This is a genomic window from Rhodococcus sp. 114MFTsu3.1 (genome assembly GCF_000383555.1).
GTDB classification, from domain to species: domain Bacteria; phylum Actinomycetota; class Actinomycetes; order Mycobacteriales; family Mycobacteriaceae; genus Rhodococcoides; species Rhodococcoides fascians_E.
This window is the reverse complement of the sequence record NZ_KB911549.1, coordinates 227,126-250,514: the sequence shown is the minus strand read 5'-3', so window position 1 is coordinate 250,514 and position 23,389 is coordinate 227,126. Positions and strand designations below refer to the sequence as shown.

The window sequence follows — 23,389 nt, the reverse complement described above, 5'->3', positions numbered from 1 at the left end:
CTTTCCTAGTCCATCATCAGCAGGGCAGTGGGTGCGTCGGCCGACGTGACGGCCAGTTCCTCGAACTCACCGACGTTGTCGATCTCGGTGCCCATAGCGATGTTGGTGACGCGCTCGAGCACGATCTCCACGACGACCGGGACCTTGTGTTCCGACGCCAGGGTCCGGGCACGGACGAGTGCTTCACCGATCAGCTCCGGCTCGGTCACGCGAAGTGCTTTGCATCCCAATCCTTCTGCGACACGGACGTGGTCGACGCCGTATCCCTTGGGCAGGGTCTCCTCTGCTTCCTGGGTGTTGATGTTGTCGAATCCGAGTTGGACGCAGAAGTCCATGTCGAAGGCGCGCTGCGCCTGACGGATCAGACCGAGATAGGAGTTGTTGACGACGACGTGCACGTACGGCAGGTTGAACTGCGCTCCGACGGCCAGTTCCTCGATCATGAACTGGAAGTCGTAATCACCGGAGAGGGCAACGACGTTCGCCGACGAATCGGCGGCGACGGCACCGAGGGCGGCCGGAATGGTCCAACCCAACGGGCCGGCTTGCCCGCAGTTGATCCAGTTGCGCGGGGAGAACACGTGCAGAAACTGTCCGCCCGCGATCTGCGACAGACCGATGGTGCTGATGTATCGGGTGTCCCGGCCGAAGACCTTGTTCATCTCCTCGTACACGCGTTGTGGCTTGATCGGCACGTTGTCGAAATGGGTGCGTCGGTGCATGGTGGATTTGCGGTGGGCACACGCCGCGACCCAGTCACCGAGATCGCGCAGTGTTCCCGCTGCCTTGCGTTCCCGGGCGACCGCGATGAACTGCTCGAGGGCAGCCTTGGCGTCGGAGATGATTCCGTAGTCGGGCGCGAAGACGCGTCCGATCTGGGTGGGTTCGATGTCGACGTGGATGAACTTGCGCCCCTTGCGGTAGGTGTCGAGGCCCCCGGTGTGCCGGTTGGCCCAACGATTGCCGATGCCCAACACGAAGTCCGACGCCAGCAACGTGGCGTTTCCGTACCGGTGTGCGGTCTGCAGTCCCACCATCCCCGCGGCGAGGCGGTGGTCGTCGGGAATGGTGCCCCATCCCATCAGGGTCGGAACGACGGGGACGTCGAGGATTTCCGCCAGTTCGACGAGGAGGTCGGATGCGTCGGCGTTGATGATGCCGCCGCCGGCGACGATCAACGGGCGATCGGCGGCGAGGAGCATGTCGATCGCCTTCTCGGCCTGCGCCCGAGAGCACAGCGGCTTGTGCACCGGTAGAGGCTGGTAGGTATCGGGATCGAAGTCGATTTCGGCGAGCTGTACGTCGATGGGCAGATCGATCAGGACCGGTCCAGGTCGGCCGGACCGCATCAGGTGGAATGCCTGAGCGAACGCGCCTGGTACCTGCGCCGGTTCGAGAACGGTCATCGCCATCTTGGTGACGGGCCCGGCGATCGCGGCGATGTCGACGGCTTGGAAGTCCTCCTTGTGCAGCCGTGCGACGGGAGCCTGGCCGGTGATGGCCAGGATCGGGATGGAATCGGCCATCGCGGAGTACAGGCCGGTGATCATGTCGGTGCCGGCCGGGCCGGACGTTCCGATACAGATTCCGATGTTGCCCGCGGCGGCGCGGGTGAACCCCTCGGCCATGTGTGAGGCACCTTCGACGTGGCGCGCGAGGACGTGGCGAATGCCGCCGTGGTCACGCATCGCGGCGTAGAAGGGATTGATCGCCGCGCCGGGCAGACCGAACGCGGTCGTTGCGCCTTCGAGTTCGAGAATCTTGACGGCCGCATCGGCCGCGCGCATCTTGGGCATGTCAGTTCACCGTTCCGGACAGGCGAGCGACCCCGCGGTAGAGAGCCGAATGATCCAGCCCGCCGTCGCCGTTGGCCCGGGCCGACGCCATCAGCTGGGCCAGGACAGCACCCATCGGCACGACGACGCCTGCCTCTCGGGCAGCGGAGGTGACGATGCCGAGGTCCTTGTGGTGCAGGTCGATTCGGAACCCCGGTTCGAAAGATCTGTCCAGCATCTTCTGTGCCTTCTGGTTCAGCACTGCTGACCCGGCGAGGCCTCCGCCGAGCACCTCGACCGACGCCGCGAGGTCCACTCCGTACGCCTCGAGGAATGCGATGGCCTCGGCGAGCACCTGAATGTTGCCGGCGACGATCAACTGATTGGCGGCCTTGACGGTCTGCCCCGACCCGCTGGGACCGACGTGTACCACCGTTTTTCCGACCACGTCCAGAACCGGCTTGGCGGAGGCGAAGTCCTCCGCGCTTCCACCGACCATGATCGACAGCGTGGCGTTCTCGGCGCCTGCCTGGCCTCCCGAGACGGGCGCGTCGATCAAACGGAACCCGCGGGTCGCGGCCTCCTCGGCGAGCGAGGCGGTCACGTCCGGCCTGATGCTCGAGAAGTCGATGACGAGGGTGCCGCGGCGGGCATGGTCGAACACGCCGTCCTTACCGAGCAGCACCTCCTGCACGTCGGGGGAATCGGGGACCATGACCGCCACGATGTCGGCGTCGGCGACGGCCTTCGCGATGGAGTCCGCGGCGGTGCCACCGGCGGCGACGAGTGGGCCGGTGCGGTCGGGCGTCAGGTTGTAGCCGACGACATGGTGTCCGGCCTCGGCGAGATGAACGGACATGGGGCTTCCCATGATTCCGAGACCGATGAAAGCGATTGTGCTCATGGAGATTCCTTACGTGGAGGTGGGGGCGGCGACCCAGGACGAGGTATCGCGCAGCCAGGAGAAGGTGTCGGGGCGAGTGGCCTTGTACTCGACGCCGATGTAGCCGTCGTAGCCGTTGCCGCTCAATTGCGACAGGTAGGTGGGCAGGTCGAGCGTTCCGGTTCCGGGCTCGCCGCGGCCGGGGGAGTCGGCGATCTGAACGTGACCGATGAGGTCGGAGTAGGAGTCGAGTGCGGCGGCGACGTCGTCGCCGTTGACGTCGAGGTGATACAGATCGGCCAGCAGACGAAGGCTGTGTACGTCGTGGTCGCGCTCGACGCGTCGAATGACGGCCACGGCGTCGTCGGCGGTCAGGAGCGGGTATGCCGGTGCACCGCTGACCGGCTCGATCAGCACGACGGCGCCGATGTCGGCTGCAGCGGCTCCGGCGGCAGCCAGGTTCTCGGCCGCGACACGATCCTGCTCGGCGGGGTCGATGCCCTCGATTCGGTTTCCGTACAACGCGTTGAATGCGCCGGTGCCGAGCGTCTTCCCGATGCCGACAGTGACGTCGATGTTGTCACGGAAGGCACGAACCTGCGAGGGGTCGCTCAGAATTCCGCGGTCGCCCGCAGGCATGTCGCCCGCGGCGAAGTTGAGCCCGGTCAGCTGAACGCCTGCATCCCGGACGGCGGAGACGAACGCGTCCACGTCGCTGTCGCCGGGAACCGGAGTCGGAAACGGCCACCAGAATTCCACGGCGTCGAACCCCGCCGCCTTCGCGGCAGCCGGTCGCTCCAGCAGCGGAATGTCGGTGAACAGGATGGAGCAGTTGACCGTGTACGAGTTGTTCTGCATTGCTGTACCTTTCGTCATCTCGGGACCGGGAGCCCGCGATATTGTCGCCAACCTCCAGTGTGAGTGATGTCGGTCAGATCGTCCGGATGCTCCTCGAGAACCCAGGGGCGCAGTCCCACGCCCAGCACGGAACGCCCGTCCTCGAGTTCGACGACTGTCAGCTCGAGCTCCGGTGGCTCGTCGGGCAGAAACGCAGTCCGGATGTCGTCCAGTGGGATGTCGTAGAGCTCGCCGTCGATCGCCGCTCCTGAAGCGTCGTCCAGCAATAGTGCCGGGAACTCGTCGCGAACCGAGTAGAAGCGGTACTTGGCGGTCGTTCTGGCGGTTCCGACGAATGGGTGGCCGGCGACGTTGTGGTGAAGGTTGCCGCCGCGCATGGCTCCGCCGTTGCAGAACAGCTCGGTCATCTATGCCTCCTCGGTTCGATTGACTTTCGCATTGTGGAATATGAATTCCAGCGATGAGGAAAGTGTGATCCACCGCACGGCGATCTGTCAACCGTGCGGACCCCTGTCGATGGCAATTCCATGATGCGAAATCCGTTGCGTTCCAATAGGCATGACTTCTCGGCAAACTCGTCGGCACAAACTCTTGACAGCAATATGTGATGGCTGTCACGCTCAATATATGGAATCGACATTTCGCATTACGGAATTAGGTGAGGCGGGCGCGGCGGAGCGTCTGAACGCAGCCGCCGAACCCGACGTGCGGAGGATGCTTGCAGCGGCACTGGACGTTCCTCGTTGGATCGAGCACATGGTCGGGCACCTGCCGTACGAGGACGACGATGAGTTACGCCGGGCCGTGTTCGCTGCGGCAGCCCCGCTGACCACCGACGAGATCGACCGAGCGCTCGACGTGCACCCTCGCATCGGGGAACGCCCGGAGGGCGACGACGACCACGCACGCAGTGCCCGGGCGGAGCAGGCGGGCCTCGACATGTCGGCCACCGACGTCCGGCGGCGGCTACGCGACGGAAACATCGCCTACGAGAGGCGCTTCGACCGGGTGTTTCTCGTTCGCGCTGCCGGCCGGAGCATCGACGACATCGTCGACATGCTGGAGCATCGCCTCGGCAACGAACCGGATGTCGAGGAGCGCGTCGTCGAGCGTGAACTCCGTGAGATCGCCGCCGTGCGATTGGCGATGGAGTCGTAGATGCCCGGACGTAGCTTCGTCACCACCCACGTGCTCGACTCGTCCAGTGGCGCTCCTGCACAGGGCGTTTCGGTCGTACTCTCGAATGCTCGGCAGGAGATCGCCCAGGGCGTCACCGATTCCGACGGGCGCATCGAAAGCCTGGGCCCCGACGCTCTCGACCCAGGCCGATACCGCCTCACCTTCGACACCGGCCGCTACTACGCCGACCGTGACGTCCACACCTTCTACCCCGCAGTCGAGATCGTCTTCGAGACAGCCCCGGACGCCTCGCACTACCACGTACCACTTCTTCTCAGCCCGTTCGCATTCACGACCTATCGAGGGAGCTAGACATGAGCATCGTTCTCGGAGCAAATCAGTACGGAAAGGCCGAATGCCGCCTGGTCAGAATCGATCGGGACACTCCGCGTCACCGCATCACCGACGTCAGCGTCACCTCCCAGCTGCGGGGTGATCTGGAAGCCGCCCACACCGTCGGCGACAACAGTCACGTCGTCGCGACGGACACCCAGAAGAACACCGTGTACGCCTTCGCTCGGGAGGGACTCGGCGCAATCGAGGACTTCGCTCTGCGTCTCGGCCGGCACTTCACCGACAGTTTCGACTGGATCGACGGCGGGAGGTGGGAGATCGAGCAGTACAGCTGGGCGCGAATACCGTCGGGCACCGACGGTTACGACCACTCGTTCGTCAAGAGCAGTGACGAGAAGCGCAACACCGTCGTGACCATCGACGAAACCGGCCCGACGGTGATCTCCGGCGTCAGCGATCTCGTCGTCCTGAACTCCACGGCATCGGAGTTCTGGGGATACCCCAAGGATCGGTACACGACGCTGAAGGAGACGACCGACCGCATTCTCGCGACATCGGTCAGCGCGCGGTGGCGGTACCTGTCCACCGACCTCGATTTCGACAAGGTCTTCGACGACGTCCGGTCGATCATGCTCGACGCCTTCGCATCCACCCACTCGTTGGCGTTGCAGCAGAGTCTGTTCCAGATGGGAACCCAAGTCCTCGAAGCGCACCCGGAGATCGGCGAGATCAAGTTCTCCATGCCCAACATCCACCACTTCCTCGTCGATCTCGAGCCGTTCGGACTCGACAACCCAGGTGAAGTGTTCTACGTCGCCGACCGGCCGTACGGACTGATCGAGGCGACGGTGAAACGCGACGACGTTCCCGACGCCGGGCACGTGTGGGCCACCGTACCCGGATTCTGTTAGGAGCGAAGGCCATGAAGCTGAGGCATACCGGGAGCGGAGCCCGCAGGAGTGACCAGGGCAAGGCCGGGAGCGGAGATGACAAGGGTGATCAGGGTCGTCCGGAGGACGAGCGCCTGTCGATCGGTAGGTCGTATCTCTATGGATTGCAACATATCCTGACGATGTACGGCGGGGTGATCGCGCCGCCTCTGATCGTCGGTGGTGCGGCCGGGTTGAACGGCACCCAGATTGCGGTTCTGGTGTCGGCTGCACTGTTCGTCAGTGGTGCTGCGACGATGCTCCAGACCCTCGGGCTTCCGTACGTCGGCGCGAAACTGCCGTTGGTCCAGGGTATTTCCTTCGCTTCCGTGTCGACGATGGTTGCGATCGCCAGTGGTCCCGACGGTTTGAACTCGGTGTTCGGTGCCATCATCGCGGCCGGTGCGATCGGAATTCTGATCACGCCGTTCTTCAGCAAGATCGTCCGGTTCTTCCCACCGGTCGTGACGGGCACGATCATCACGGTGATCGGGATTTCGCTTCTTCCGGTGACGGTGCGGTGGGCGATGGGTGGCGATCAGGGCGCTGCCGATTGGGGGTCGATGTCCAACATCGGTCTCGCGGGCTTCAGCCTCGCCGTGGTGCTCCTGGTCAGCCGGTTCGTGCAGGGAACGCTCTCTCGCCTGTCGATACTCATCGGAATCGTCGTCGGTACCGGGTTCGCGTTCGCCGTCGGCAAGGCCGACTTCTCCGATGTGGGGACCGGCAGCTTCTTCGCGTTGCCGGAGCCGTTCGCATTCGGGGCGCCCGTCTTTCAGATCGGCGCGATCATCTCGATGGTCGTCGTCATTCTGGTCATCATGACCGAGACGACGGCGGACATCCTTGCCGTCGGCGAGATCGTCGGCACGGACGTCGATGCTCGGCGGGTCGGGGACGGGCTCCGGGCGGACATGATCGCGACGACGGTTGCACCGGTGTTCGGGACTTTCCCGGCGAGTGCCTTCGCGCAGAACGTCGGACTCGTGGCCGTCACCGGGATCAAGAGTCGCTACGTGGTGGCTGCCGGCGGTTCGGTGTTGCTGTTCCTCGGTCTCTTTCCGGTGTTGGGCCGGGTGGTGGCGTCGGTGCCGCTGCCCGTGCTCGGTGGCGCGGGGATCGTGTTGTTCGGCTCGGTCGCCGCCAGCGGAATCAGAACACTGTCCAAAGTGAACTTCGACGGCAACCTGAATCTCGTCATCGTCGCGGTCGCCCTGGGATTCGGCGTCATTCCGATCGCGGTGCCGGGCTTCTACTCGGCCTTCCCCGAGTGGGTACACGTGGTCTTCGATTCGGGAATCAGCGCTGCCAGCATCGTGGCCGTGGTTCTGAACATCGCCTTCAACGTGTTGACCAAGGGAAACAAGGCATCACCGTCCGTGGTCACCGCGGCACCGCCCGTGGCCACGCGACACCATTCCACCTGAGTCGAGCGGTGGAGGTCGGCAGGTGAAATAGGGTAGCGGTAACCGAACGAGTCGAGAGGTGATCCATGGCGGTGGGTGGCGGAGTGCAGTCGGTCGAGCGGGCATTCGAGCTTCTCGACATCATGGCGGCCTCGGGAGGATCGATCGGTATCAGTGAACTCGCCGAGGCCGCAGATCTTCCGATGCCCACGGTGCACCGACTGATCGGAACCCTGGTGACGCTCGGTTACGTTCGCCGGCTCGCCACCCGCCGGTACGCGTTGGGCACCAAGTTGATCGGGTTGGGCGACAGCGCAACCAAATTGATCGGGGGGTGGGCGAAACCGTATCTGTCCGAGCTCGTTCGGCAGACGCACGAGACGTCGAACATGGCGTTTCTGGAAGACGACATGGCCGTCTACGTCGCTCAGGTGCCGTCGGAGCACGCCATGCGGATGTTCAACGAAGTGGGTCAGCGTGTGCTTCCGCATTCCACCGGAGTGGGCAAGGCCCTCTTGTCTCAGCTGCCCGACGACGAGGTCCGTGCCCTCGTCTCGCGGACCGGCATGGCCCCGCGGACGGTCAACACGCTGAACTCCCTCGATGCACTGCTCGCGGATCTCGCCGTCGTCCGATCGCGCGGGTATGCGATCGACGACGGTGAGCAGGAGGTTGGTGTTCGGTGTTTCGCAGTTCCCGTGATCGGAGCTCCGACGCTCACCGCCATGTCCATCGCCGGGCCGACCGCGCGGGTGACCCTGGAGTCCGCTGAGCAGTTCGTTCCACTTCTGGTGTCCGCAGCCGAACGGTTGTCGAAGGACCTCCAGCCTCGTTGACGGCGCCGTGTGCTCGTTCCAATCTTGACACCCGTCCGTATCAGATGGAAAGTGACACCTAGCAGTTCCCAATACGGGGGGAACGGAGACTGGAGGTGACGGGCGATGCCCACACTCTCGAACAAGGTTGTCTTCATCACGGGCGCGGCGCGCGGTATCGGTGCGGAAACAGCCCGTGCACTGGCGGCCCGGGGGAGCAAGCTGGTGTTGACCGACGTCGACGAGGAGCCACTGCTGGCGCTGGGCGTCGAGCTGGGCGACGCCGCGGTCACCGTCGTGGCCGACGTCCGCGACCTCGACGCGACGCAGGCCGCGGTCGACGCAGGCATTGCGCGCTTCGGCGGTATCGACCTCGTGCTGGCCAACGCCGGCATCTCCAGCTACGGCTCGGTACTCCAGGTCGACCCCGCCACGTTCGCGCGAGTGATCGACATCAACGTCCTCGGGGTGTTCCACACCGTTCGGGCGGCGCTGCCGTCGTTGATCGAGCGCAACGGCTATGTCCTCGTCGTGTCGTCGCTCGCCGCATTCGCTGCGTGCCCCGGCCTGGCGGCGTACAACGCGAGCAAAGCCGGAGTCGAGCAGTTCGCGAACGCGCTGCGGCTCGAGGTCGCACACCAGGGCGTTGGCGTCGGATCTGCGCACATGGCCTGGATCGACACTCCACTCGTTCAGGACGCCAAATCCGATCTCGGTGCGTTCCGTGAAATGCTCGAGGTCATGCCGGGGCCGTTCGGGCGAACGATGACCGTCGACACATGCGTCGACGCCTTCGTCGCGGGGCTCGAAGGTCGCAAGCGGAAGGTGTACGTGCCCGGCTGGGTCGGAGTGGCGGGCAAGTTCCGTGCCGTCCTGAACTCGGCAGTGGGGGACAGGGCGCTGTTGAAGCACGTACCGAGATTGCTGCCCAAGATGGACGCCGAAGTCGCCGCTCTCGGGCGCTCGACCAGCGCACGCAACAAGTAGACCAGACGGCACGGACGAAAGAGACCCGATGACAACGACATCCCCCTCGGACACTTCATCGCGAACCGAAACGGAATCGGTCGACTTCCTCATCGTCGGCGCAGGCCTGTCCGGCATCGGTGCGGCGCATCATCTCCAGGCGAAACTGCCGGGCAAGACGTACGCGATTCTCGAGAGCCGCGGCGCGATCGGCGGTACGTGGGACCTGTTCCGATATCCAGGAATTCGGTCCGACTCCGACATGTACACCCTCGGGTACAACTTCCGACCGTGGACGGGCGACAAGTCGATCGCCGACGGCAAGGACATCCGTGAGTACATCGAGGACACCGCGAAGGACGAGGGGATCGACCGTCACATTCGGTTCCACCACAAGGTCGTGTCCGCCGAATGGTCCTCCGCGACGTCCAAGTGGACGGTGACTGCTCAGCGTTCCGGCGGAGAGATCGTGACCTTCGAGGCGTCGTTCCTGATGTGCTGCAGTGGGTACTACGACTACGACAAGGGATTCACTCCGGAGTTCGAGGGCATCGAGAATTTCGGTGGGACCGTGATCCACCCGCAGAAATGGCCGGAGGATCTCGACTACTCCGGCAAGAAGGTCGTCGTCATCGGCAGTGGCGCGACAGCGATCACGTTGGCGCCCAACCTGGCTCGTGAAGCATCGCACGTCACGCTGCTGCAGCGTTCACCCAGCTACATCATGTCCTTGCCGTCCGAGGACCCGGTTGCGCTCGGTCTGCGCAAGTACCTACCTGCGCGTGCCGCGTACGGAATCACCAGGACGAAGAACGCTGTGACCGCGATAGGACTGTACGTTCTGTGCCAGCGTTACCCGAAGTTCATGAAGAAGCAGATCAGGAAGCTCCAGGAAGGGTGGCTCCCGAAGGGGTACGACCTGGACACCCATTTCACCCCCCGGTACAACCCGTGGGATCAACGGCTCTGCCTGGTTCCCGACAACGATCTGTTCCGATCGATCCGCAAGAACGAAGTGGACATCGTCACCGATCACATCGACAAGTTCACCGACACCGGCATCGATCTGAAGTCCGGCGAACATCTGGACGCGGACATCGTCGTCACCGCGACAGGACTGAACCTCGTGGCGTTCGGCAACGTGACGCTCTCCGTCGACGGCCGCGTCGTCGACCTCACGGACACGATGGCGTACAAGGGCATGATGCTGACCGACGTGCCGAATTTCGCGTTCGTCGTCGGCTACACCAACGCATCGTGGACCCTCAAGGCCGACCTGGTGTCCGACTACGTCGCCAGGCTGCTCGCACACATGGACAGGAACGGCGCGCGGGAAGTGCGGCTGAAGCGGGACGCCTCGATAGGGGAGGAACCGTTCCTCGACTTCGCGGCCGGTTACGTTCTCCGCTCGGTCGATTCGTTCCCCAAGCAGGGATCGTCCGCTCCGTGGAAACTGCGCATGAACTACTTCCGCGACCTGCCTGCTCTGCGGTACGGCAAGCTGGTCGACGACAACATGAGCTTCCGGTGATGCGTCACCGGCGACACCGACACGGCCTGTGAGGTAACACAGGTCGGTAACGGGCCGATTGGTATTCGAACGTTACTCTCGGAGCGGCATTTCAATTGGATGCGCAGGTGATGGCCTGGCATTATGTGGTCGAAGTGTCCGTTTTCGATGGGTGCTCGGCAATCGGTCGGTCGTGAAGTGGAGTGGCGCATGAGGATCTCGCGCGGAGTCGTGTTGGCGGCTGTCGCATCGGTGGCGGCAACCGTCGTTCTGTCCGGATGTGCACCGACGAACGACAGCAAGATCGACGCTGCCCCGATCGACTCCAACCCGATCGCCGAACTCCTCAAGCCCAAGCTGACCTCCACCGTCGACGACGGAGCGGTCGGATTCTCCCCGGCGGATCCGGTCACCGTGAGCGTCGTCGACGGCAAGCTCGCAGGCGTCACGATGCTCAACCCGGAGGGCGTGCCCGTATCGGGTGCCATCTCCCCGGACGGTCTGAGCTGGACCAACACCGAGCCGCTCGGATACAACCGAAAGTACCGCGTGCAGGCCGACGCGTACGGGCTCGGCGGATCGAGCACGACCGTCAGCTCGTTCACCACCAGTCAGCCCGGTAACTTCACCAAGCCGTACGTTCTGCCGAGCGAAGGCGCCGTCGTCGGCATCGGTCAGCCGGTCGCTGTCCAGTTCGACGAAACGATCACCGACAAGATCGCCGCTCAGAAGGCCATCCAGGTGACCACGACGCCCGCCGTCGAGGGCGCGTTCTACTGGGTCAACGACCGCGAGGTCCGCTGGAGGCCGCAGAACTACTGGGCGTCGGGAACCCGCGTCGACGTTGCGGTCAACGTGTACGGCCGTGACCTCGGCGACGGTATCTACGGCCAGGAGAACGCGTCGACGTCCTTCACCATCGGCGACGCCGTCGTCGCGACGGCCGACGACAACACCAAGCAGGTGACCTTCAACGTCAACGGCCAGGACGTCATCACCATGCCCACCTCGATGGGCAAGGACAGCACACCGACCGACAACGGCGTCTACATCATCGGCGACCGCTTCGATCACCTGGTCATGGACTCGTCCACCTACGGAGTGCCTGTCAACTCCTCGGCCGGCTACCGCACCCCCGTCGACTGGGCCGTCCGAATGTCCTACAGCGGCATCTTCTTCCACTCCGCCCCGTGGTCCGTGGGACAGCAGGGCTACTCCAACGTCAGCCACGGATGCCTCAACCTGAGCCCGTCCAACGCCAAGTGGGTCTTCGACAACACCAAGCGCGGCGACATCGTCGTCGTCAAGAACACCGTGGGCGGCACGCTGTCCGGCGTCGACGGGCTCGGCGACTGGAACATTCCGTGGGAGGAATGGAAAGCCGGCAACGCGTCGAGCGTCTAGTCGGAGCCCTGCTTCTCGTACCGAGCGGGATCGATGCCCAGTGTCTTCAGGTAGGCCACCGGCTCGATGCTCGATCCGTTGTTCCTGACCTCGAAGTGCAGGTGCGGCCCTGTCGAGTTGCCGGTACTGCCGACGGACCCGATCCGGTCGCCTGCTTCGACGGTGTCGCCGACCTCTACGTCCACGCTCGATTGGTGCCCGTAGTACGTGACGGTGTTGCCACTCTTGATGCGCACGAGAGTGCCGTATCCGTCACCCGCATCTCCGGCTTGTTCGACGGTTCCCCCTGTCACCGCGTAGATCGGCGTTCCCGACGGCGCAGCGAAATCGACGCCCTGATGGAACTGGCCGCCGTTTCCGGTGGGATTGTTGCGACTGCCGTAGCCGGACGAGATTTCGTAGCTTCTGGCGGGGAGCGGGAGGATCGAGCCACCCAGACCCACCGACGGGGGAGCGGCCGCAGTCTCCGGCTCGTCGGGAGCCGTGTCCGGTGCCGGCCCGAAGTCCGAGTCGAGAATGACGGAGGCGACCTCGTTGATCAGCACCCCGGTAGCGTCCAGCACCGCGGCGAGAATGGCCGCTCTCTGCTGCGCGTCGGGCTGTGGAATCGGGATGACGGGCAGCTCGATGGTCGGCTGCGCCGTGGCTACGGCCGGGTTGATCAGACCCGTGGTACCGAGGCACAGCGCCGCCGACAACATCGAACCCGCAATCGCCTTGTGAACTCTTCGACCCACGTGAACTGCCTCCTGATCTAGTGCCCGACTCGAACGAAAACTGGGCTCAGAACTGCTGGTGGCGCGTTTCGGGGCGCGTTGAATCAACGCTGCGTGTTCACAGCTATCACGTTGGTACTTTTCTTCCCCAAAAGTGCCATTTGTAACCGTACGTCACATGAACCTCATAGGAAACTCGAAAGTTGAATTACAACAACGTAATTCGGCGGCCAGGACTACGGACTGCCGGTCGACGTGGAGGAGGAGGACGCCTCGAACGACAAGAAAGCCGGCCTCCGTGCGGAGACCGGCTCTCTTGCTTCTATGGGGTGAGTGACGGGACTCGAACCCGCGACACCCAGGATCACAACCTGGTGCTCTACCAGCTGAACTACACCCACCATAGCCACATCTTCTTCGCCCGTTCAGGCTCTGTTTCAGCAGCGACGACAATACTAGCGGTTCGATTCGTCAGTTGCGAATCGCCCCTACGACGGTGTGTCGAGCCCCTCGACGACCGCGGCAATTTCGCTGGTCGACGGGCCGGGCTCGGGTACGAACACCGTCCGGCGGTAGTACTTCAACTCCTTGATCGACTCCTTGATGTCGGCCAAGGCGCGGTGCGCGAGCCCCTTCTGTGGCTGCCCGAAGTAAATCCGCGGGTACCACCGACGCGACAGCTCCTTGATGGAACTGACGTCGATCATGCGGTAGTGCAGGTAGGTGTCCAGCTCGACCATGTCACGCGAGATGAAACCGCGGTCGGTCGCAATGGAGTTTCCTGCCAGAGGCACGGTGCCGGCCACCGGGACATGCTCGCGGATGTACGCCAGCACCTGCTGCTGCGCCTCCTCGAGCGTCACCGTCGACGCACGCACCTCGTTGGTCAGCCCGGACTTGGCATGCATCTTCTTCACCACGTCCGGCATCGACGCCAACGCGTCGTCGTCGGCGTGGATCACGATGTCGACGCCCTCGCCGAGAATCTCCAGTTCGCTGTCGGTGACGAGCGCCGCGATCTCGATGAGTTTGTCCTTCGACAAATCCAGGCCGGTCATTTCACAATCGATCCACACAAGTTTGTCCTGCACACGACACAGACTAGTGCGACCATGCTCACCGCTAAGGTTTGCGGTGGCGATCGCAGTGCGAGCCGAACGACAGCAAGCAAGAGAACCAAGGAGCATCGATAGACATGACGGTCGATCCGGCGTCGGAAGGTTCCACCACTCTCACCCCCGCGGAGAAGGCGAAGGCTGCCAAGGCCGCTGCCGTCGAAGCGGCCCGAGTTGCCGCCGAGGCCCTGGCTGCAGCAGAGGCGGCCGAGAAGGAAGCGCTGGACGCCGAAGCCGCCGAAACCGAGGTCATCGAAGCCGACGGCGCCGAAACCCAGGGCGCTGAGGTACCGGCTGGTGTCGCAGCCGAGATAGCGGCGGGTTATCAGTCGTCGGGAGCCGCCTTGGAGCTCGGGACCGTCGTCCTGGACGGCGTGACGGATCCAGCCGCGGGGATTCGTATTCCCCTCGCGACGCTGAACAGGCACGGATTGGTCGCGGGAGCGACCGGTACCGGAAAGACGAAGACACTGCAGGGGATCGCCGAACAGTTGTCGAGTGCAGGCGTTCCCGTGGTCATGGCCGACATCAAGGGCGACCTGTCCGGGTTGTCGGCAGCAGGGGCGGACAACGAGAAGATCAGGGCGCGTGCAGTGGAGACCGGAGATTCCGAGTGGAGTCCGACCGGTCACCCCGTCGAATTCCTCTCGCTCGGCACCGACGGCATCGGTATCCCCGTGCGCGCGACCATCACCGCGTTCGGTCCGATACTTCTGAGCAAAGTGCTGGGTCTCAACAACACTCAGGAATCGACACTCGGCTTGATCTTCCATTGGGCGGACAAGCAAGGCTTGGCGTTGCTGGACCTCAAGGATCTGCGTGCCGTCATCACCCATCTCACCAGTGACGAGGGCAAGGCGGATCTGAAGGGCATCGGAGGAGTATCGGCTGCGACCGCGGGCGTCATCCTGCGTTCCCTGGTCAACCTGGAAGCCGACGGAGGGGACACTTTCTTCGGCGAACCCGAGCTCGACACCGAGGATCTGCTCCGGGTCGGCGCCGACGGCAAGGGCATCATCACGCTGTTCGAGCTGGGGGCACACGCCGCCCGGCCGGTGATGTTCTCGACGTTCCTGATGTGGGTCCTGGCCGACATGTTCCAGACCCTGCCCGAGGTCGGTGACATCGACAAACCCAAGCTGGTGTTCATCTTCGACGAAGCTCACCTGTTGTTCGCCGACGCCTCCAAAGCCTTTCTGCAGCAGGTCGAACAGACCGTCAAGCTCATTCGTTCGAAGGGCGTCGGTGTGTTCTTCTGTACACAGCTCCCGACGGACGTGCCGAACGAAGTGCTGTCACAGCTGGGCGCGCGAATTCAGCACGCGCTGAGGGCATTCACGCCCGACGACCAGAAGGCGCTGAACAAGACCGTCCGCACCTATCCGAAAACCGAAGCGTACGACCTCGAGAAGGCGCTCACCTCGCTCGGCACCGGCGAGGCCATCGTCACCGTACTGTCGGAGAAGGGCGAGCCGACGCCGGTGGCATGGACCAAGATCCGCCCGCCGCGCTCGCTGATGGACACCATAGGCAACGACGCCATCGGTGCTGCGGCCTCGGCGAGCACTCTCGGACCCAAGTATCGCGAGACCATCGATCGTGAGTCGGCCTACGAGAAATTGGAGGCCCGTGTCACCGACGTACCCGCGCCGACCGAAACGTTCGATCTGCCGCCGTTGCCTGCGGACCTGCCCGATCTACCGCCATCGGAACCCGAAGGGCCCTCAGCGGCGGAACGAATCATGGGCAACCCCGCAGTCAAGAGTTTCCTCCGCTCTGCGGCTTCGGCTGCCGGACGGGAGATTTCACGAAGCATTTTCGGCACAGGTCGTCGGCGTCGACGGTGAGGGTACGGCCGCAGCCGCGTGAGCGATTGGTTCACGCGGTGCGGGAGTACCCGTCCAACACGTCGGTCATCGCGGCCTCCAGTGCATCGAAGGTGTCGATCTCCACCTTTGCCTTGATGTAGTTCAGGCTGAGCGTCAGGTCGTCGAAGTACGCGATGAGTCGCCCCGACGTGCCCGCGATGTTGTACACGTTGACCGGAACGCCCGCGATGTCGACGACGTCGTCGTTCGGATCGGCGTCGGTCTGCCCGCTCACCCACAGCGTCAGATTCGGCAGGAGGTAGCGGCTGTTGCCGTCCCAGGTGCAGCCCCCGTCCGGTGTCTTCGGCAGTTCGACCGGCTCGATGTCCGCCAATCCGAGACGGATGCGCGTGTTCTCGGACAGGACCGAGCAGGGGTCCACCTCGGCGGCTGCGCCGGCCGGTGGATCGGGTTGCACCGTCTCGCCGTTCACCGTGTGGGTGACCTCGGACCGACTGCATCCTCCGATCAGCACGGCGGCGGCCACGACAGCGATGGACACGATGGGTGTGCGGTCGATCATCGAACAAGTCCTCCCGGGCGGTTTGTCCGTTTAGCCTAGGAGGTGGTTTCACCCCGCGAAACCGGTAGAACTACTCATATCGGCCGCCCCGCGTCAGCGAGAGGATCGACTGCATGAAGAAATCCTGGTTGGTACCACCCGTTGCGATCGCGGCCGTCGTCGGCTGCAGTTCGGGTTCGGCGAATGCGCAGCAGGCTCTGGAGTTCCCGGATTCCGTCGCCGGGCTCCGGACGATGCAGCAGCAGATGGAGCGATTCGAACGAGACGACGACACCGGCCCGCAGCGCGAGGATGCCGTCGCGGGGCTCAGCGCCGCGTACGACGGGGCCGACGCCGCCGCGCAGGGCTACGCGGACGAGTCGCTCCGGGTTCTGGTGACGGTCTATGCCGTCGAGGCGCCGAGTCCTCGCTTGTGGAGCACACGGGCGGGCGATGCCAGTGCCGAACGGCTTCGGTTGCCGTCGCCGCCAGAACGTATCGAGACCTCGGGTGACGCCGAGTGCCTGGTGACGGTGAACTCGCCCGTGCCGGCCGGAGTGGAGCCTGGGGAATCGACCGAATCAGGCAGGAGTACAGGCCCGACGCGACCGGACTCCACGGTGCTGCGGTGCCAAGGCGTCCGCGACGGGGTGACGGTGCTGATCCCGGAACTGGCCCCGTCGGTGGATACCGACACCGCGTTGTCGATCGTGTCCGATTCGCTGGATCACTTCCGCCCGCGGTGAGTGTTCAGCCGCCGAGCTTCTTGTAGAAGCTTCCGACAATGGGGGCCGAGATGGCCCGCGGACTGTACTGGCCCGCGATCGACATGCCCTTGGACAGCAGACCCGGCACCACCCGCATCTTGTTCTTCGCCAACGAATCCAGTGACAGCCTGGCCGTGTAGGCGCTGTCGATCCACAGGAAATCCGGGACCAGCTTGTCCACTATGGACGCGTCGGCGGGATCGGGAGTCTCGGTGCGAACGGGGCCGGGGGCCAGCAGGGTGACGTTCACTCCGCTGTCCTTGAGTTCGAGCCGCAGCGACTCGGAGAACGTGTTGACGAACGCCTTCGTCGCCGCGTAGGTCGCATTGTTCGGGATGGCCATGTTCCCGGCCGCCGAACCCGTGATCAGAATTCCGCCGCTGCCGCGCGCCACCATCCCTGGAATGACTGCGAGCGTGAGGTCGTGCACGGCGACTGCATTCAATTCCACCTGGTCCCGTTCGTACGCGGGGTCGAGGTTCGCGACCGGCCCGAACGTGGCGATACCCGCGTTGTTGCACAGAATGCTGATCTCCCGCTGCGCCAACTCGTCGGCGAACGAGACGCGGGCATCCCGGTCGGAGAGATCGAGAACTCGGACCTCGACGGTCACTCCGTGCGCGGCGCGGAGCTCGGTGGCAAGTGCCTCGAGCAACTCCCCGCGCCGCGCCACGACGATCAGCGAATGACCGCGGGCGGCGAGTTCTGTGGCCAGTGCCTCGCCGATTCCGGAGGACGCTCCGGTGACGACAGCACGGGCTTCGGGCGCAGGACTGGGCAGGCTCACGCTGAGACAGGGTAGTGGATGGATCGACCCGGCTGGAATCACCCGGTGGGAATCAGATGGACGCGGCGAGGCGTGTTCCTTGCTCGATGGCGCGCTTGGCGTCGAGTTCGGCAGCGACATCCGCGCCCCCGATGACGTGGGCCGTCGTTCCCGCGGCTCGTAGGTCGTCGACGAGATCGCGGACGGGTTCCTGGCCCGCGCACACGACGACGGTGTCGACGGCAAGTGTGCGTGGACGCTCGTGGCGCTCGCCGAAGGTGATGTGCAGACCCTCGTCGTCTATGCGTTCGTAGTTCACACCGGAGAGCTCGTGCACGCCTTTGGCTTTCAGCGCTGCGCGGTGCACCCATCCCGTCGTCTTCGCCAGCCCCGCGCCGATTCGCCCCTTCTTGCGCTGCAACAGGTAGACCTCACGCGGCGACGGCGCGGGGACGGGTGTGGTGAGCGCTCCCGGCGCCGCTTCCGGTTCGGTGACACCCCACTCCTGCTTCCATTCCTTCAGGTCCAGCGTGGGGGAGGCATCGGTCGTCAGAAATTCCGAGATGTCGATGCCGATGCCGCCCGCACCGATGACGGCCACGCGGTCACCCACCGGTCTTCCGTGTTCGACGACGTCGGCGTAGGACAGCACCGACGGATGATCGATTCCGGATATCGACGGGATTCTCGGTATCACGCCGGTCGCGACGATCACCTCGTCGAAGTCGCCTGCGACGAGCTCGGCGGCGGTGACGCGCCTGCCGAGGTGGACGGCCACGTAGGCGTCGCGCAGCGCTGTCGTGAAGTATCGGATGGTCTCGGAGAACTCCTCCTTGCCCGGAATGCGTTGTGCGATACCGAATTGGCCACCCAATGCCGGCCTGGACTCGAACAGGCTGACGGCGTGGCCGCGTCGGGCAGCTTCGAGCGCGGCGGACAGCCCTGCCGGACCGCCGCCCACGACCGCGACCTTCTTGGTTCTGCGGGCAGGCAGCAACTGCAGTTCGACTTCACGTCCCGCGCGGGGGTTGACCAGGCAGGAGACTGTTTTGTGGACGAACGCGTGGTCCAGACACGCCTGGTTGCACGCGATGCACGTGTTGATGGAGTCCGCTGCGTTCGCTTCGGCCTTGCGCACCCAGAACGGGTCGGCGAGCATCGGCCGCGCCATCGAGATCAGCTGCGCGTCCCCGCGTGCGAGAATCCCTTCCGCGATGTCGGGCATGTTGATTCGATTCGACGCCGCCACCGGGATGTCGACGTGCTTGTCGAGCTTTCCGGTGATGTCGGCGAATGCTGCGCGCGGAACCGACGTGACGATGGTGGGCACGCGGGATTCGTGCCAGCCGATGTCGGTGTTGATGACGTCGACACCGACGCTCTCCAAATCCTGTGCCAGGGCGACGATGTCGTCCCAGCTCTGTCCGCCTTCGACGAGATCGGCCATGGACAATCGGAACATCACCAGGAAGTCGGTGCCGACCTCCGCACGGATACGACGGGCGATCTCGACCGCGATACGACGCCTGTTCTCTGCGCTACCGCCCCACTCGTCGCGCCGCTTGTTGGTGCGCTCGGAGAGGAACTGGTTGATGAAGTATCCCTCGCCGCCCATGATCTCGACGCCGTCGTACCCGGCGGACCGAGCGAGCCGCGCACACCTCACGAAATTGCGGATCTGCCACCGGACACCTCGTGCAGTGAGGCGCCGCGGGCGAAATGGATTGATGGGGGCCTTGATCGACGACGCCGACACGCTGAACGGCTGATACGAGTACCGACCTGCGTGCAGGATCTGCAGTGCGATCTTGCCGCCTTCCGCATGCACCGCGTCCGTGATCGTGCGATGCCGCCGCGCCTCGACTCGGTTGGTGAGCTTGGCGCCGAACGGGAGGAGCCATCCGGTGCGGTTGGGTGCATAGCCACCGGTGACGATCAGCGCGACGCCACCGCGCGCGCGTTCGGCGAAATAGGCCGCCAGTCGAGTGGTGTCACGCGCTCGGTCCTCCAAACCGGTGTGAATGGATCCCATGATGACGCGATTCTTCAACGTCGTGTTGCCGACCTTCAACGGCGACAGAAGAATCGGATAGTTCTCGGTACCGGTCACAATCGCTCCAATATCTCGTCGCACCATTCGGCGAAGCCCTCCTCGACACGGATTCCGCCGCGCAGCACCAAGTACTGATGCAGTGCGGTACCCGAGAGGGAGGACGGTGATGGGAAATCGCGTTTCTCGATGAGTCGAAAGAGCTCGAGCCTGTCCGCATGGACATCCCGGTGTCGGCGGACCTCGGTGCGTAATGCCTCGACGTCACCGTGTGCTGCGCCCCGGATCTTGACGGCCAGTTCCTCCCGGAGCGCACTCGGATCGGTGGGTCGGGCGATCCAGCGATCCAGCTCGTCGAGCCCGCTCCGGCTGACCGAATAGACCTTCTTGTCCGGCCTGCCGTCCTGCACGACGGAGTTGCCCACGATCCATCCGGCCGCGTCCATACGCGTCAGCACCCGGTAGATCTGCTGATGGCTTGCACTCCAGAAGAAGCCGATCGACTTGTCGAATCGGCGCGCCAGTTCGTACCCGGAGCCGTTCGATTCGGTCAGGGAAACGAGTATCGCGTGCTCGAGTGCCACGACAGCCAGTATGTATGCAACAGGGTGACTATGCAACCAGGTGCATATACCGCAGTACGATGCTGTGCTGCACGTGCTGGCTTAGGCTTTGCCCATGAACACTCCGGCCGACACTGCCGTCGTAGGCGTCGCAACGACCCGAAAGCAGGTATTCGCCTGGGGTATCTGGGATTGGGGATCGGCCGCGTTCAACGCGGTGATTCTGACGTTCGTGTTCTCGGTGTACCTCACCGATGCGGTGGGCGACGATCTGCCCGGGTCGATCTCGGCGACGTCGTGGTTCAGTTGGGCGATCGGAGCAGCAGGCGTCGTCATCGCGATACTTGCGCCTGTCTCCGGCCAACGCTTCGACGCCCGTGGCCGCCGAAAGCGCTCGTTGGCGTTGTTGACCGGACTCACTGTCGCGTCGATGGCAGGCTTGTACTTCGTCGCCGACGACTATCACTACCTGTGGCTGGGCCTGGTGCTGCTCGCCGCAGGCTCGATCCTGTTCGAACTGGCCAGTGTTCCGTACAACGCCATGCTTCGTCAGGTCTCCACGCCGGCCAACATCGGCCGCGTGTCCGGATTCGGTTGGTCGATGGGGTATTTCGGCGGCATCGTTCTGCTGTTGATCTGCTACTTCGGTTTCATCACCGGTGACGGTGACACCAGAGGACAGTTCGGCATCACCACCGACGGCGGCATGAACATCCGGCTCGTCGCCCTGCTGGCCGCGGTGTGGTTCGCAGTCTCCGCGATTCCCGTCCTGCTCACCGTTCCCGAACTGCCGTCCACCGAACAGGATCCAGGCGCCGCCAAGGCCGGAATGCTGGAATCCTACAAAGTTCTGTTCCGCGACCTGCGTGAGCTGTGGACTGCCGACAGGCGCAGCGTCTACTTCCTGATCGCGAGCGCGCTGTTCCGCGACGGTCTGGCCGGGGTGTTCACGTTCGGTGCTGTTCTTGCGGTGAGTGTCTACGGCATCAGCTCGGCAGACGTGCTGCTCTTCGGCGTCGCCGCCAACGTCGTCGCCGGTCTGGGCGCGGTGACCGCCGGCCGATTCGACGATCGATCCGGACCCAAATCCGTCATCGTGTTCTCACTCGTGTCGATGATCGTCGCGGGAATCGTGCTGCTGTTCGTGTCCGGCCCGGTGCTGTTCTGGGTGTTCGGCCTGGTGCTGTGTCTGTTCGTCGGGCCGGCGCAGTCGTCGTCGCGGACCTACCTGGCGCGTCTGGCACCACCGGGGCGCGAGGGTCAGTTCTTCGGTCTGTACGCCACGACCGGCCGTGCAGTCTCGTTCCTCGCACCCACATTGTTCGGGCTGTTCGTGTGGCTGTTCGACGCGGACCGTGCGGGCATCGGTGGTCTGCTCGTCGTGTTGTTCGTCGGGTTACTCGCGTTGCTCGCAGTGAAAGCGCCCGACAAGGTCTGATCTCACGACACCCTCGACTGGGCGACCCGCCGCAGGATCTCGTCGGCCAGTCGGTCCGGGGCCTCCTCCGGAATCCAATGCGAGATTCCGTCGAGTTCGACGAATGTGTAGTCGGCGTCCACGTGTTCGCCGCACCGTTCGGCGCCCGCACGGCCGATGGCCGAGTCCTGATTGCTCCACACGTAGGTCGTGGGAACGGTCACCGGTGCGAGGCGTCCGAACTCGTTCGTCATCGCCCGATACCACTCCAACGCCGCGGTCAGCGCCCCCGGCTCCTGCAGGTGCCGGACGTAACGGTCGTCCGGGCTGCGTTCGGAGAACATGGCCCTCAGCCGACGTGCATCGTCTTCGAGCAGCACCTCCTCGGCTTTGCCTGCCTGTCGCAACAGCCCCATGTAGGTCGAGCGCTCACGCTGGTCCGCGTCCTCGCGGAGAGCCTGATTGAACGCAGCCGTGTGCGGCACGGACACCGCGACGAGCGAACGAACGCGTTCCGGGTGCCGCGCTGCGAGTTGCCACGCCACCGCGGCACCCCAGTCGTGTCCGACGACGTGCGCCGACTCCAGGCCGAGTGCGTCCAGTATCCCGACGATGTCGCCGACGAGATTCTCCACGCGGTAGGCATCGGTGCCGAGCGGACGTGCGCCCGGTGAGTATCCGCGCTGGTCGGGTGCGATGGTGAACAAGCCGTGTTCCACGAGCGTCGGCGCGACCCGATCCCAGCACGCGTGAGTCTGAGGGAACCCGTGCAGCAGCACCACCGGTTCCGCGTTCGCCTCGCCGGCGATCGACACGTCGAACACCAGATCGTCGACGGTTACTTCGGTCATCGTCATGTTCGGTCCTCTCAGCTGAGGTCGAGTGCACCTCGGGTCGAATCAACCGTGGTTCGATCTCCAGGCTCCCATGCCCAACACCACGAGGCGGACCTGCTGCTCGGTGCGTGCCAGGAGTTCGCGTTCGCTCGAGCTGCCGGGGCGGTCGATCTCCAACAGGCCGACGGTGGCGGTGAGCATGGTCGAGACGATCAGATCCGCGGCCATTTCCAGATCGCTGATGTCCCAGGATTCGAGTCCTGGCATGCGGGCGAGGTCGATGGTCAGTTCGCTGACGAACATGCGGAGCTCGGTCGCGAATGCGCGTCGTACCTCGGTGACTCCGCCGTAGCGTTCGCGGGCGATGAATCGGAACTGATCCTCGTGTGAGCGAACGGCGCGCACGAGGATCCGGAGCGATTCGGTTGCGTTCTTGACCGTGGGATCCTTGCGCGCGTCCCTCAGCATCTGACGAAGCGTCCGCATCGAGTCCTCGACCAGAGCTACGCCGAGATCTTCCATGGACGCGAAGTGTCGATAGAACGCAGTCGGCACTATGCCGGCCGATCGTGAGACCTCGCGCAGACTGACGCTCGCGAACGACCGGTCGCGCAACAGATCCAGGGTGCCGTCGATGAGCGCTTGTCGTGTGCGTTCCTTGCGTTCCGCACGCGTACCCGGTTCTGTCACATGTTCGAGTTTATTGCTGTCCACTCTGTGACCTCCTCCGGTCTCGACGTCGTCTCAGGGCGAGTGTGATCCAGGACACG

At 64.3% G+C, this 23,389-nt stretch carries 23 protein-coding genes and 1 tRNA gene; 11 read left to right on the top strand and 13 right to left on the bottom strand.

Going from position 1 to position 23,389, the window contains the following annotated elements; translation table 11 throughout:
- Nucleotides 1-5 precede the first annotated feature (5 nt).
- The 4 genes from gcl to H292_RS0113200 are packed head-to-tail and all read right to left on the bottom strand — an operon-like array spanning nt 6 to nt 3,923.
- Complete coding sequence (gene gcl / locus H292_RS0113215) at nt 6-1,796, bottom strand: glyoxylate carboligase (protein ID WP_020111714.1); 1,791 nt, start codon at nt 1,794-1,796, stop codon at nt 6-8.
- 1 nt (nt 1,797) lies between these two features.
- On the bottom strand, nt 1,798-2,679 hold the full coding sequence (locus H292_RS0113210) for a 2-hydroxy-3-oxopropionate reductase (RefSeq protein ID WP_020111713.1): 882 nt from the start codon (nt 2,677-2,679) through the stop codon (nt 1,798-1,800).
- A 9-nt stretch (nt 2,680-2,688) separates the two neighbouring features.
- On the bottom strand, nt 2,689-3,516 hold the full coding sequence (locus H292_RS0113205; protein WP_020111712.1) for a hydroxypyruvate isomerase family protein: 828 nt from the start codon (nt 3,514-3,516) through the stop codon (nt 2,689-2,691).
- A 14-nt stretch (nt 3,517-3,530) separates the two neighbouring features.
- Nucleotides 3,531-3,923 carry an allophanate hydrolase-related protein gene (locus H292_RS0113200; protein WP_019664803.1) on the bottom strand — a complete coding sequence of 131 codons (393 nt, stop codon included), beginning with the start codon at nt 3,921-3,923 and terminating at the stop codon, nt 3,531-3,533.
- Nucleotides 3,924-4,143: 220 nt separating this feature from the next.
- Between H292_RS0113200 and uraD the strand changes: the two genes are divergently transcribed.
- The 8 genes from uraD to H292_RS0113160 all read left to right on the top strand — a co-directional run bounded on the left by uraD (nt 4,144) and on the right by H292_RS0113160 (nt 12,019).
- Entirely contained in the window at nt 4,144-4,674 is a 531-nt protein-coding gene (gene uraD, locus H292_RS0113195; protein WP_081631869.1) for a 2-oxo-4-hydroxy-4-carboxy-5-ureidoimidazoline decarboxylase, read from the top strand.
- Nucleotides 4,675-5,007, top strand: a complete 333-nt coding sequence (gene uraH / locus H292_RS0113190; RefSeq protein WP_020111710.1) for a hydroxyisourate hydrolase — start codon at nt 4,675-4,677, stop codon at nt 5,005-5,007.
- A 2-nt stretch (nt 5,008-5,009) separates the two neighbouring features.
- The gene (gene pucL / locus H292_RS0113185) at nt 5,010-5,900 is read left to right on the top strand and encodes a factor-independent urate hydroxylase (protein ID WP_020111709.1); all 891 of its coding nucleotides are present in this window, start codon (nt 5,010-5,012) and stop codon (nt 5,898-5,900) included.
- Between the two features lie 11 nt (nt 5,901-5,911).
- On the top strand, nt 5,912-7,345 hold the full coding sequence (locus tag H292_RS0113180) for a nucleobase:cation symporter-2 family protein (protein WP_155949796.1): 1,434 nt from the start codon (nt 5,912-5,914) through the stop codon (nt 7,343-7,345).
- Between the two features lie 65 nt (nt 7,346-7,410).
- Entirely contained in the window at nt 7,411-8,160 is a 750-nt protein-coding gene (locus H292_RS0113175) for an IclR family transcriptional regulator (protein ID WP_019664797.1), read from the top strand.
- 105 nt (nt 8,161-8,265) lie between these two features.
- The gene (locus tag H292_RS0113170) at nt 8,266-9,126 is read left to right on the top strand and encodes an SDR family oxidoreductase (RefSeq protein ID WP_019664796.1); all 861 of its coding nucleotides are present in this window, start codon (nt 8,266-8,268) and stop codon (nt 9,124-9,126) included.
- A gap of 28 nt (nt 9,127-9,154) precedes the next feature.
- Entirely contained in the window at nt 9,155-10,636 is a 1,482-nt protein-coding gene (locus H292_RS0113165) for a flavin-containing monooxygenase (protein ID WP_020111708.1), read from the top strand.
- Nucleotides 10,637-10,825: 189 nt separating this feature from the next.
- The gene (locus H292_RS0113160; protein ID WP_027498802.1) at nt 10,826-12,019 is read left to right on the top strand and encodes an Ig-like domain-containing protein; all 1,194 of its coding nucleotides are present in this window, start codon (nt 10,826-10,828) and stop codon (nt 12,017-12,019) included.
- Here H292_RS0113160 and H292_RS0113155 read toward each other — a convergent pair.
- From H292_RS0113155 to orn, 3 genes are all read right to left on the bottom strand, one after another.
- Nucleotides 12,016-12,756, bottom strand: a complete 741-nt coding sequence (locus H292_RS0113155) for a M23 family metallopeptidase (protein WP_019664793.1) — start codon at nt 12,754-12,756, stop codon at nt 12,016-12,018. The two genes, H292_RS0113160 and H292_RS0113155, sit on opposite strands and share 4 nt — an antisense overlap.
- A gap of 304 nt (nt 12,757-13,060) precedes the next feature.
- A tRNA-His gene (locus H292_RS0113150) sits at nt 13,061-13,136 on the bottom strand.
- 87 nt (nt 13,137-13,223) lie between these two features.
- Complete coding sequence (gene orn, locus H292_RS0113145; protein WP_027498801.1) at nt 13,224-13,826, bottom strand: oligoribonuclease; 603 nt, start codon at nt 13,824-13,826, stop codon at nt 13,224-13,226.
- Between the two features lie 104 nt (nt 13,827-13,930).
- On the opposite strand from orn, the gene H292_RS0113140 reads away from it, so the two are divergent.
- Nucleotides 13,931-15,697, top strand: a complete 1,767-nt coding sequence (locus H292_RS0113140) for a helicase HerA-like domain-containing protein (RefSeq protein WP_020111705.1) — start codon at nt 13,931-13,933, stop codon at nt 15,695-15,697.
- A gap of 31 nt (nt 15,698-15,728) precedes the next feature.
- Here the strand turns inward: H292_RS0113140 and H292_RS0113135 are convergent, their stop codons facing one another.
- Nucleotides 15,729-16,241 (bottom strand): hypothetical protein, encoded by a 513-nt coding sequence (locus tag H292_RS0113135; protein ID WP_020111704.1) that lies wholly within the window; start codon nt 16,239-16,241, stop codon nt 15,729-15,731.
- A 113-nt stretch (nt 16,242-16,354) separates the two neighbouring features.
- Between H292_RS0113135 and H292_RS0113130 the strand changes: the two genes are divergently transcribed.
- Nucleotides 16,355-16,966, top strand: coding sequence for a hypothetical protein (locus H292_RS0113130; protein WP_020111703.1), 612 nt, complete (start codon nt 16,355-16,357; stop codon nt 16,964-16,966).
- A 4-nt stretch (nt 16,967-16,970) separates the two neighbouring features.
- On the opposite strand, the gene cmrA is transcribed toward H292_RS0113130, so the two are convergent.
- Genes cmrA through H292_RS0113115 form a run of 3 tightly spaced genes read right to left on the bottom strand, consistent with a single transcriptional unit; the run spans nt 16,971 to nt 20,387 of the window.
- Nucleotides 16,971-17,774 carry a mycolate reductase gene (gene cmrA / locus H292_RS0113125; RefSeq protein ID WP_019664788.1) on the bottom strand — a complete coding sequence of 268 codons (804 nt, stop codon included), beginning with the start codon at nt 17,772-17,774 and terminating at the stop codon, nt 16,971-16,973.
- A 52-nt stretch (nt 17,775-17,826) separates the two neighbouring features.
- Nucleotides 17,827-19,890, bottom strand: a complete 2,064-nt coding sequence (locus tag H292_RS0113120; RefSeq protein ID WP_051127755.1) for an NADPH-dependent 2,4-dienoyl-CoA reductase — start codon at nt 19,888-19,890, stop codon at nt 17,827-17,829.
- A complete protein-coding gene (locus tag H292_RS0113115) occupies nt 19,860-20,387 on the bottom strand; it encodes a PadR family transcriptional regulator (protein WP_019664786.1) in 528 nt (175 codons plus the stop codon). The genes H292_RS0113120 and H292_RS0113115 overlap by 31 nt, the downstream gene beginning before the upstream one ends.
- A gap of 94 nt (nt 20,388-20,481) precedes the next feature.
- Between H292_RS0113115 and H292_RS0113110 the strand changes: the two genes are divergently transcribed.
- Nucleotides 20,482-21,804: an MFS transporter gene (locus H292_RS0113110; RefSeq protein WP_020111701.1), complete on the top strand. Its 1,323-nt coding sequence runs from the start codon at nt 20,482-20,484 to the stop codon at nt 21,802-21,804.
- 2 nt (nt 21,805-21,806) lie between these two features.
- Here H292_RS0113110 and H292_RS0113105 read toward each other — a convergent pair whose 3' ends face one another.
- Together H292_RS0113105 and H292_RS0113100 are read right to left on the bottom strand one after the other, a co-directional pair.
- Nucleotides 21,807-22,640, bottom strand: a complete 834-nt coding sequence (locus H292_RS0113105) for an alpha/beta hydrolase (protein ID WP_019664784.1) — start codon at nt 22,638-22,640, stop codon at nt 21,807-21,809.
- Nucleotides 22,641-22,682: 42 nt separating this feature from the next.
- Nucleotides 22,683-23,309 (bottom strand): TetR family transcriptional regulator, encoded by a 627-nt coding sequence (locus H292_RS0113100; RefSeq protein ID WP_019664783.1) that lies wholly within the window; start codon nt 23,307-23,309, stop codon nt 22,683-22,685.
- Between the last annotated feature and the right edge of the window lie 80 nt (nt 23,310-23,389).

Bases quoted from the DNA above. Each gene is read 5' to 3' on its own strand.
- uraD (WP_081631869.1), top strand. From the start codon at position 4,144: ATGGAATCGACATTTCGCATTACGGAATTAGGTGAGGCGGGCGCGGCG.
- pucL (WP_020111709.1), top strand. From the start codon at position 5,010: ATGAGCATCGTTCTCGGAGCAAATCAGTACGGAAAGGCCGAATGCCGC.
- H292_RS0113130 (WP_020111703.1), top strand. From the start codon at position 16,355: ATGAAGAAATCCTGGTTGGTACCACCCGTTGCGATCGCGGCCGTCGTC.
- H292_RS0113200 (WP_019664803.1), bottom strand. From the start codon at position 3,923: ATGACCGAGCTGTTCTGCAACGGCGGAGCCATGCGCGGCGGCAACCTT.
- H292_RS0113110 (WP_020111701.1), top strand. From the start codon at position 20,482: ATGAACACTCCGGCCGACACTGCCGTCGTAGGCGTCGCAACGACCCGA.
- H292_RS0113180 (WP_155949796.1), top strand. From the start codon at position 5,912: ATGAAGCTGAGGCATACCGGGAGCGGAGCCCGCAGGAGTGACCAGGGC.
- H292_RS0113170 (WP_019664796.1), top strand. From the start codon at position 8,266: ATGCCCACACTCTCGAACAAGGTTGTCTTCATCACGGGCGCGGCGCGC.
- H292_RS0113160 (WP_027498802.1), top strand. From the start codon at position 10,826: ATGAGGATCTCGCGCGGAGTCGTGTTGGCGGCTGTCGCATCGGTGGCG.
- H292_RS0113135 (WP_020111704.1), bottom strand. From the start codon at position 16,241: ATGATCGACCGCACACCCATCGTGTCCATCGCTGTCGTGGCCGCCGCC.
- H292_RS0113140 (WP_020111705.1), top strand. From the start codon at position 13,931: ATGACGGTCGATCCGGCGTCGGAAGGTTCCACCACTCTCACCCCCGCG.
- H292_RS0113165 (WP_020111708.1), top strand. From the start codon at position 9,155: ATGACAACGACATCCCCCTCGGACACTTCATCGCGAACCGAAACGGAA.
- uraH (WP_020111710.1), top strand. From the start codon at position 4,675: ATGCCCGGACGTAGCTTCGTCACCACCCACGTGCTCGACTCGTCCAGT.
- H292_RS0113120 (WP_051127755.1), bottom strand. From the start codon at position 19,890: ATGGTGCGACGAGATATTGGAGCGATTGTGACCGGTACCGAGAACTAT.
- H292_RS0113105 (WP_019664784.1), bottom strand. From the start codon at position 22,640: ATGACGATGACCGAAGTAACCGTCGACGATCTGGTGTTCGACGTGTCG.
- H292_RS0113175 (WP_019664797.1), top strand. From the start codon at position 7,411: ATGGCGGTGGGTGGCGGAGTGCAGTCGGTCGAGCGGGCATTCGAGCTT.
- H292_RS0113205 (WP_020111712.1), bottom strand. From the start codon at position 3,516: ATGCAGAACAACTCGTACACGGTCAACTGCTCCATCCTGTTCACCGAC.
- gcl (WP_020111714.1), bottom strand. From the start codon at position 1,796: ATGCCCAAGATGCGCGCGGCCGATGCGGCCGTCAAGATTCTCGAACTC.
- H292_RS0113210 (WP_020111713.1), bottom strand. From the start codon at position 2,679: ATGAGCACAATCGCTTTCATCGGTCTCGGAATCATGGGAAGCCCCATG.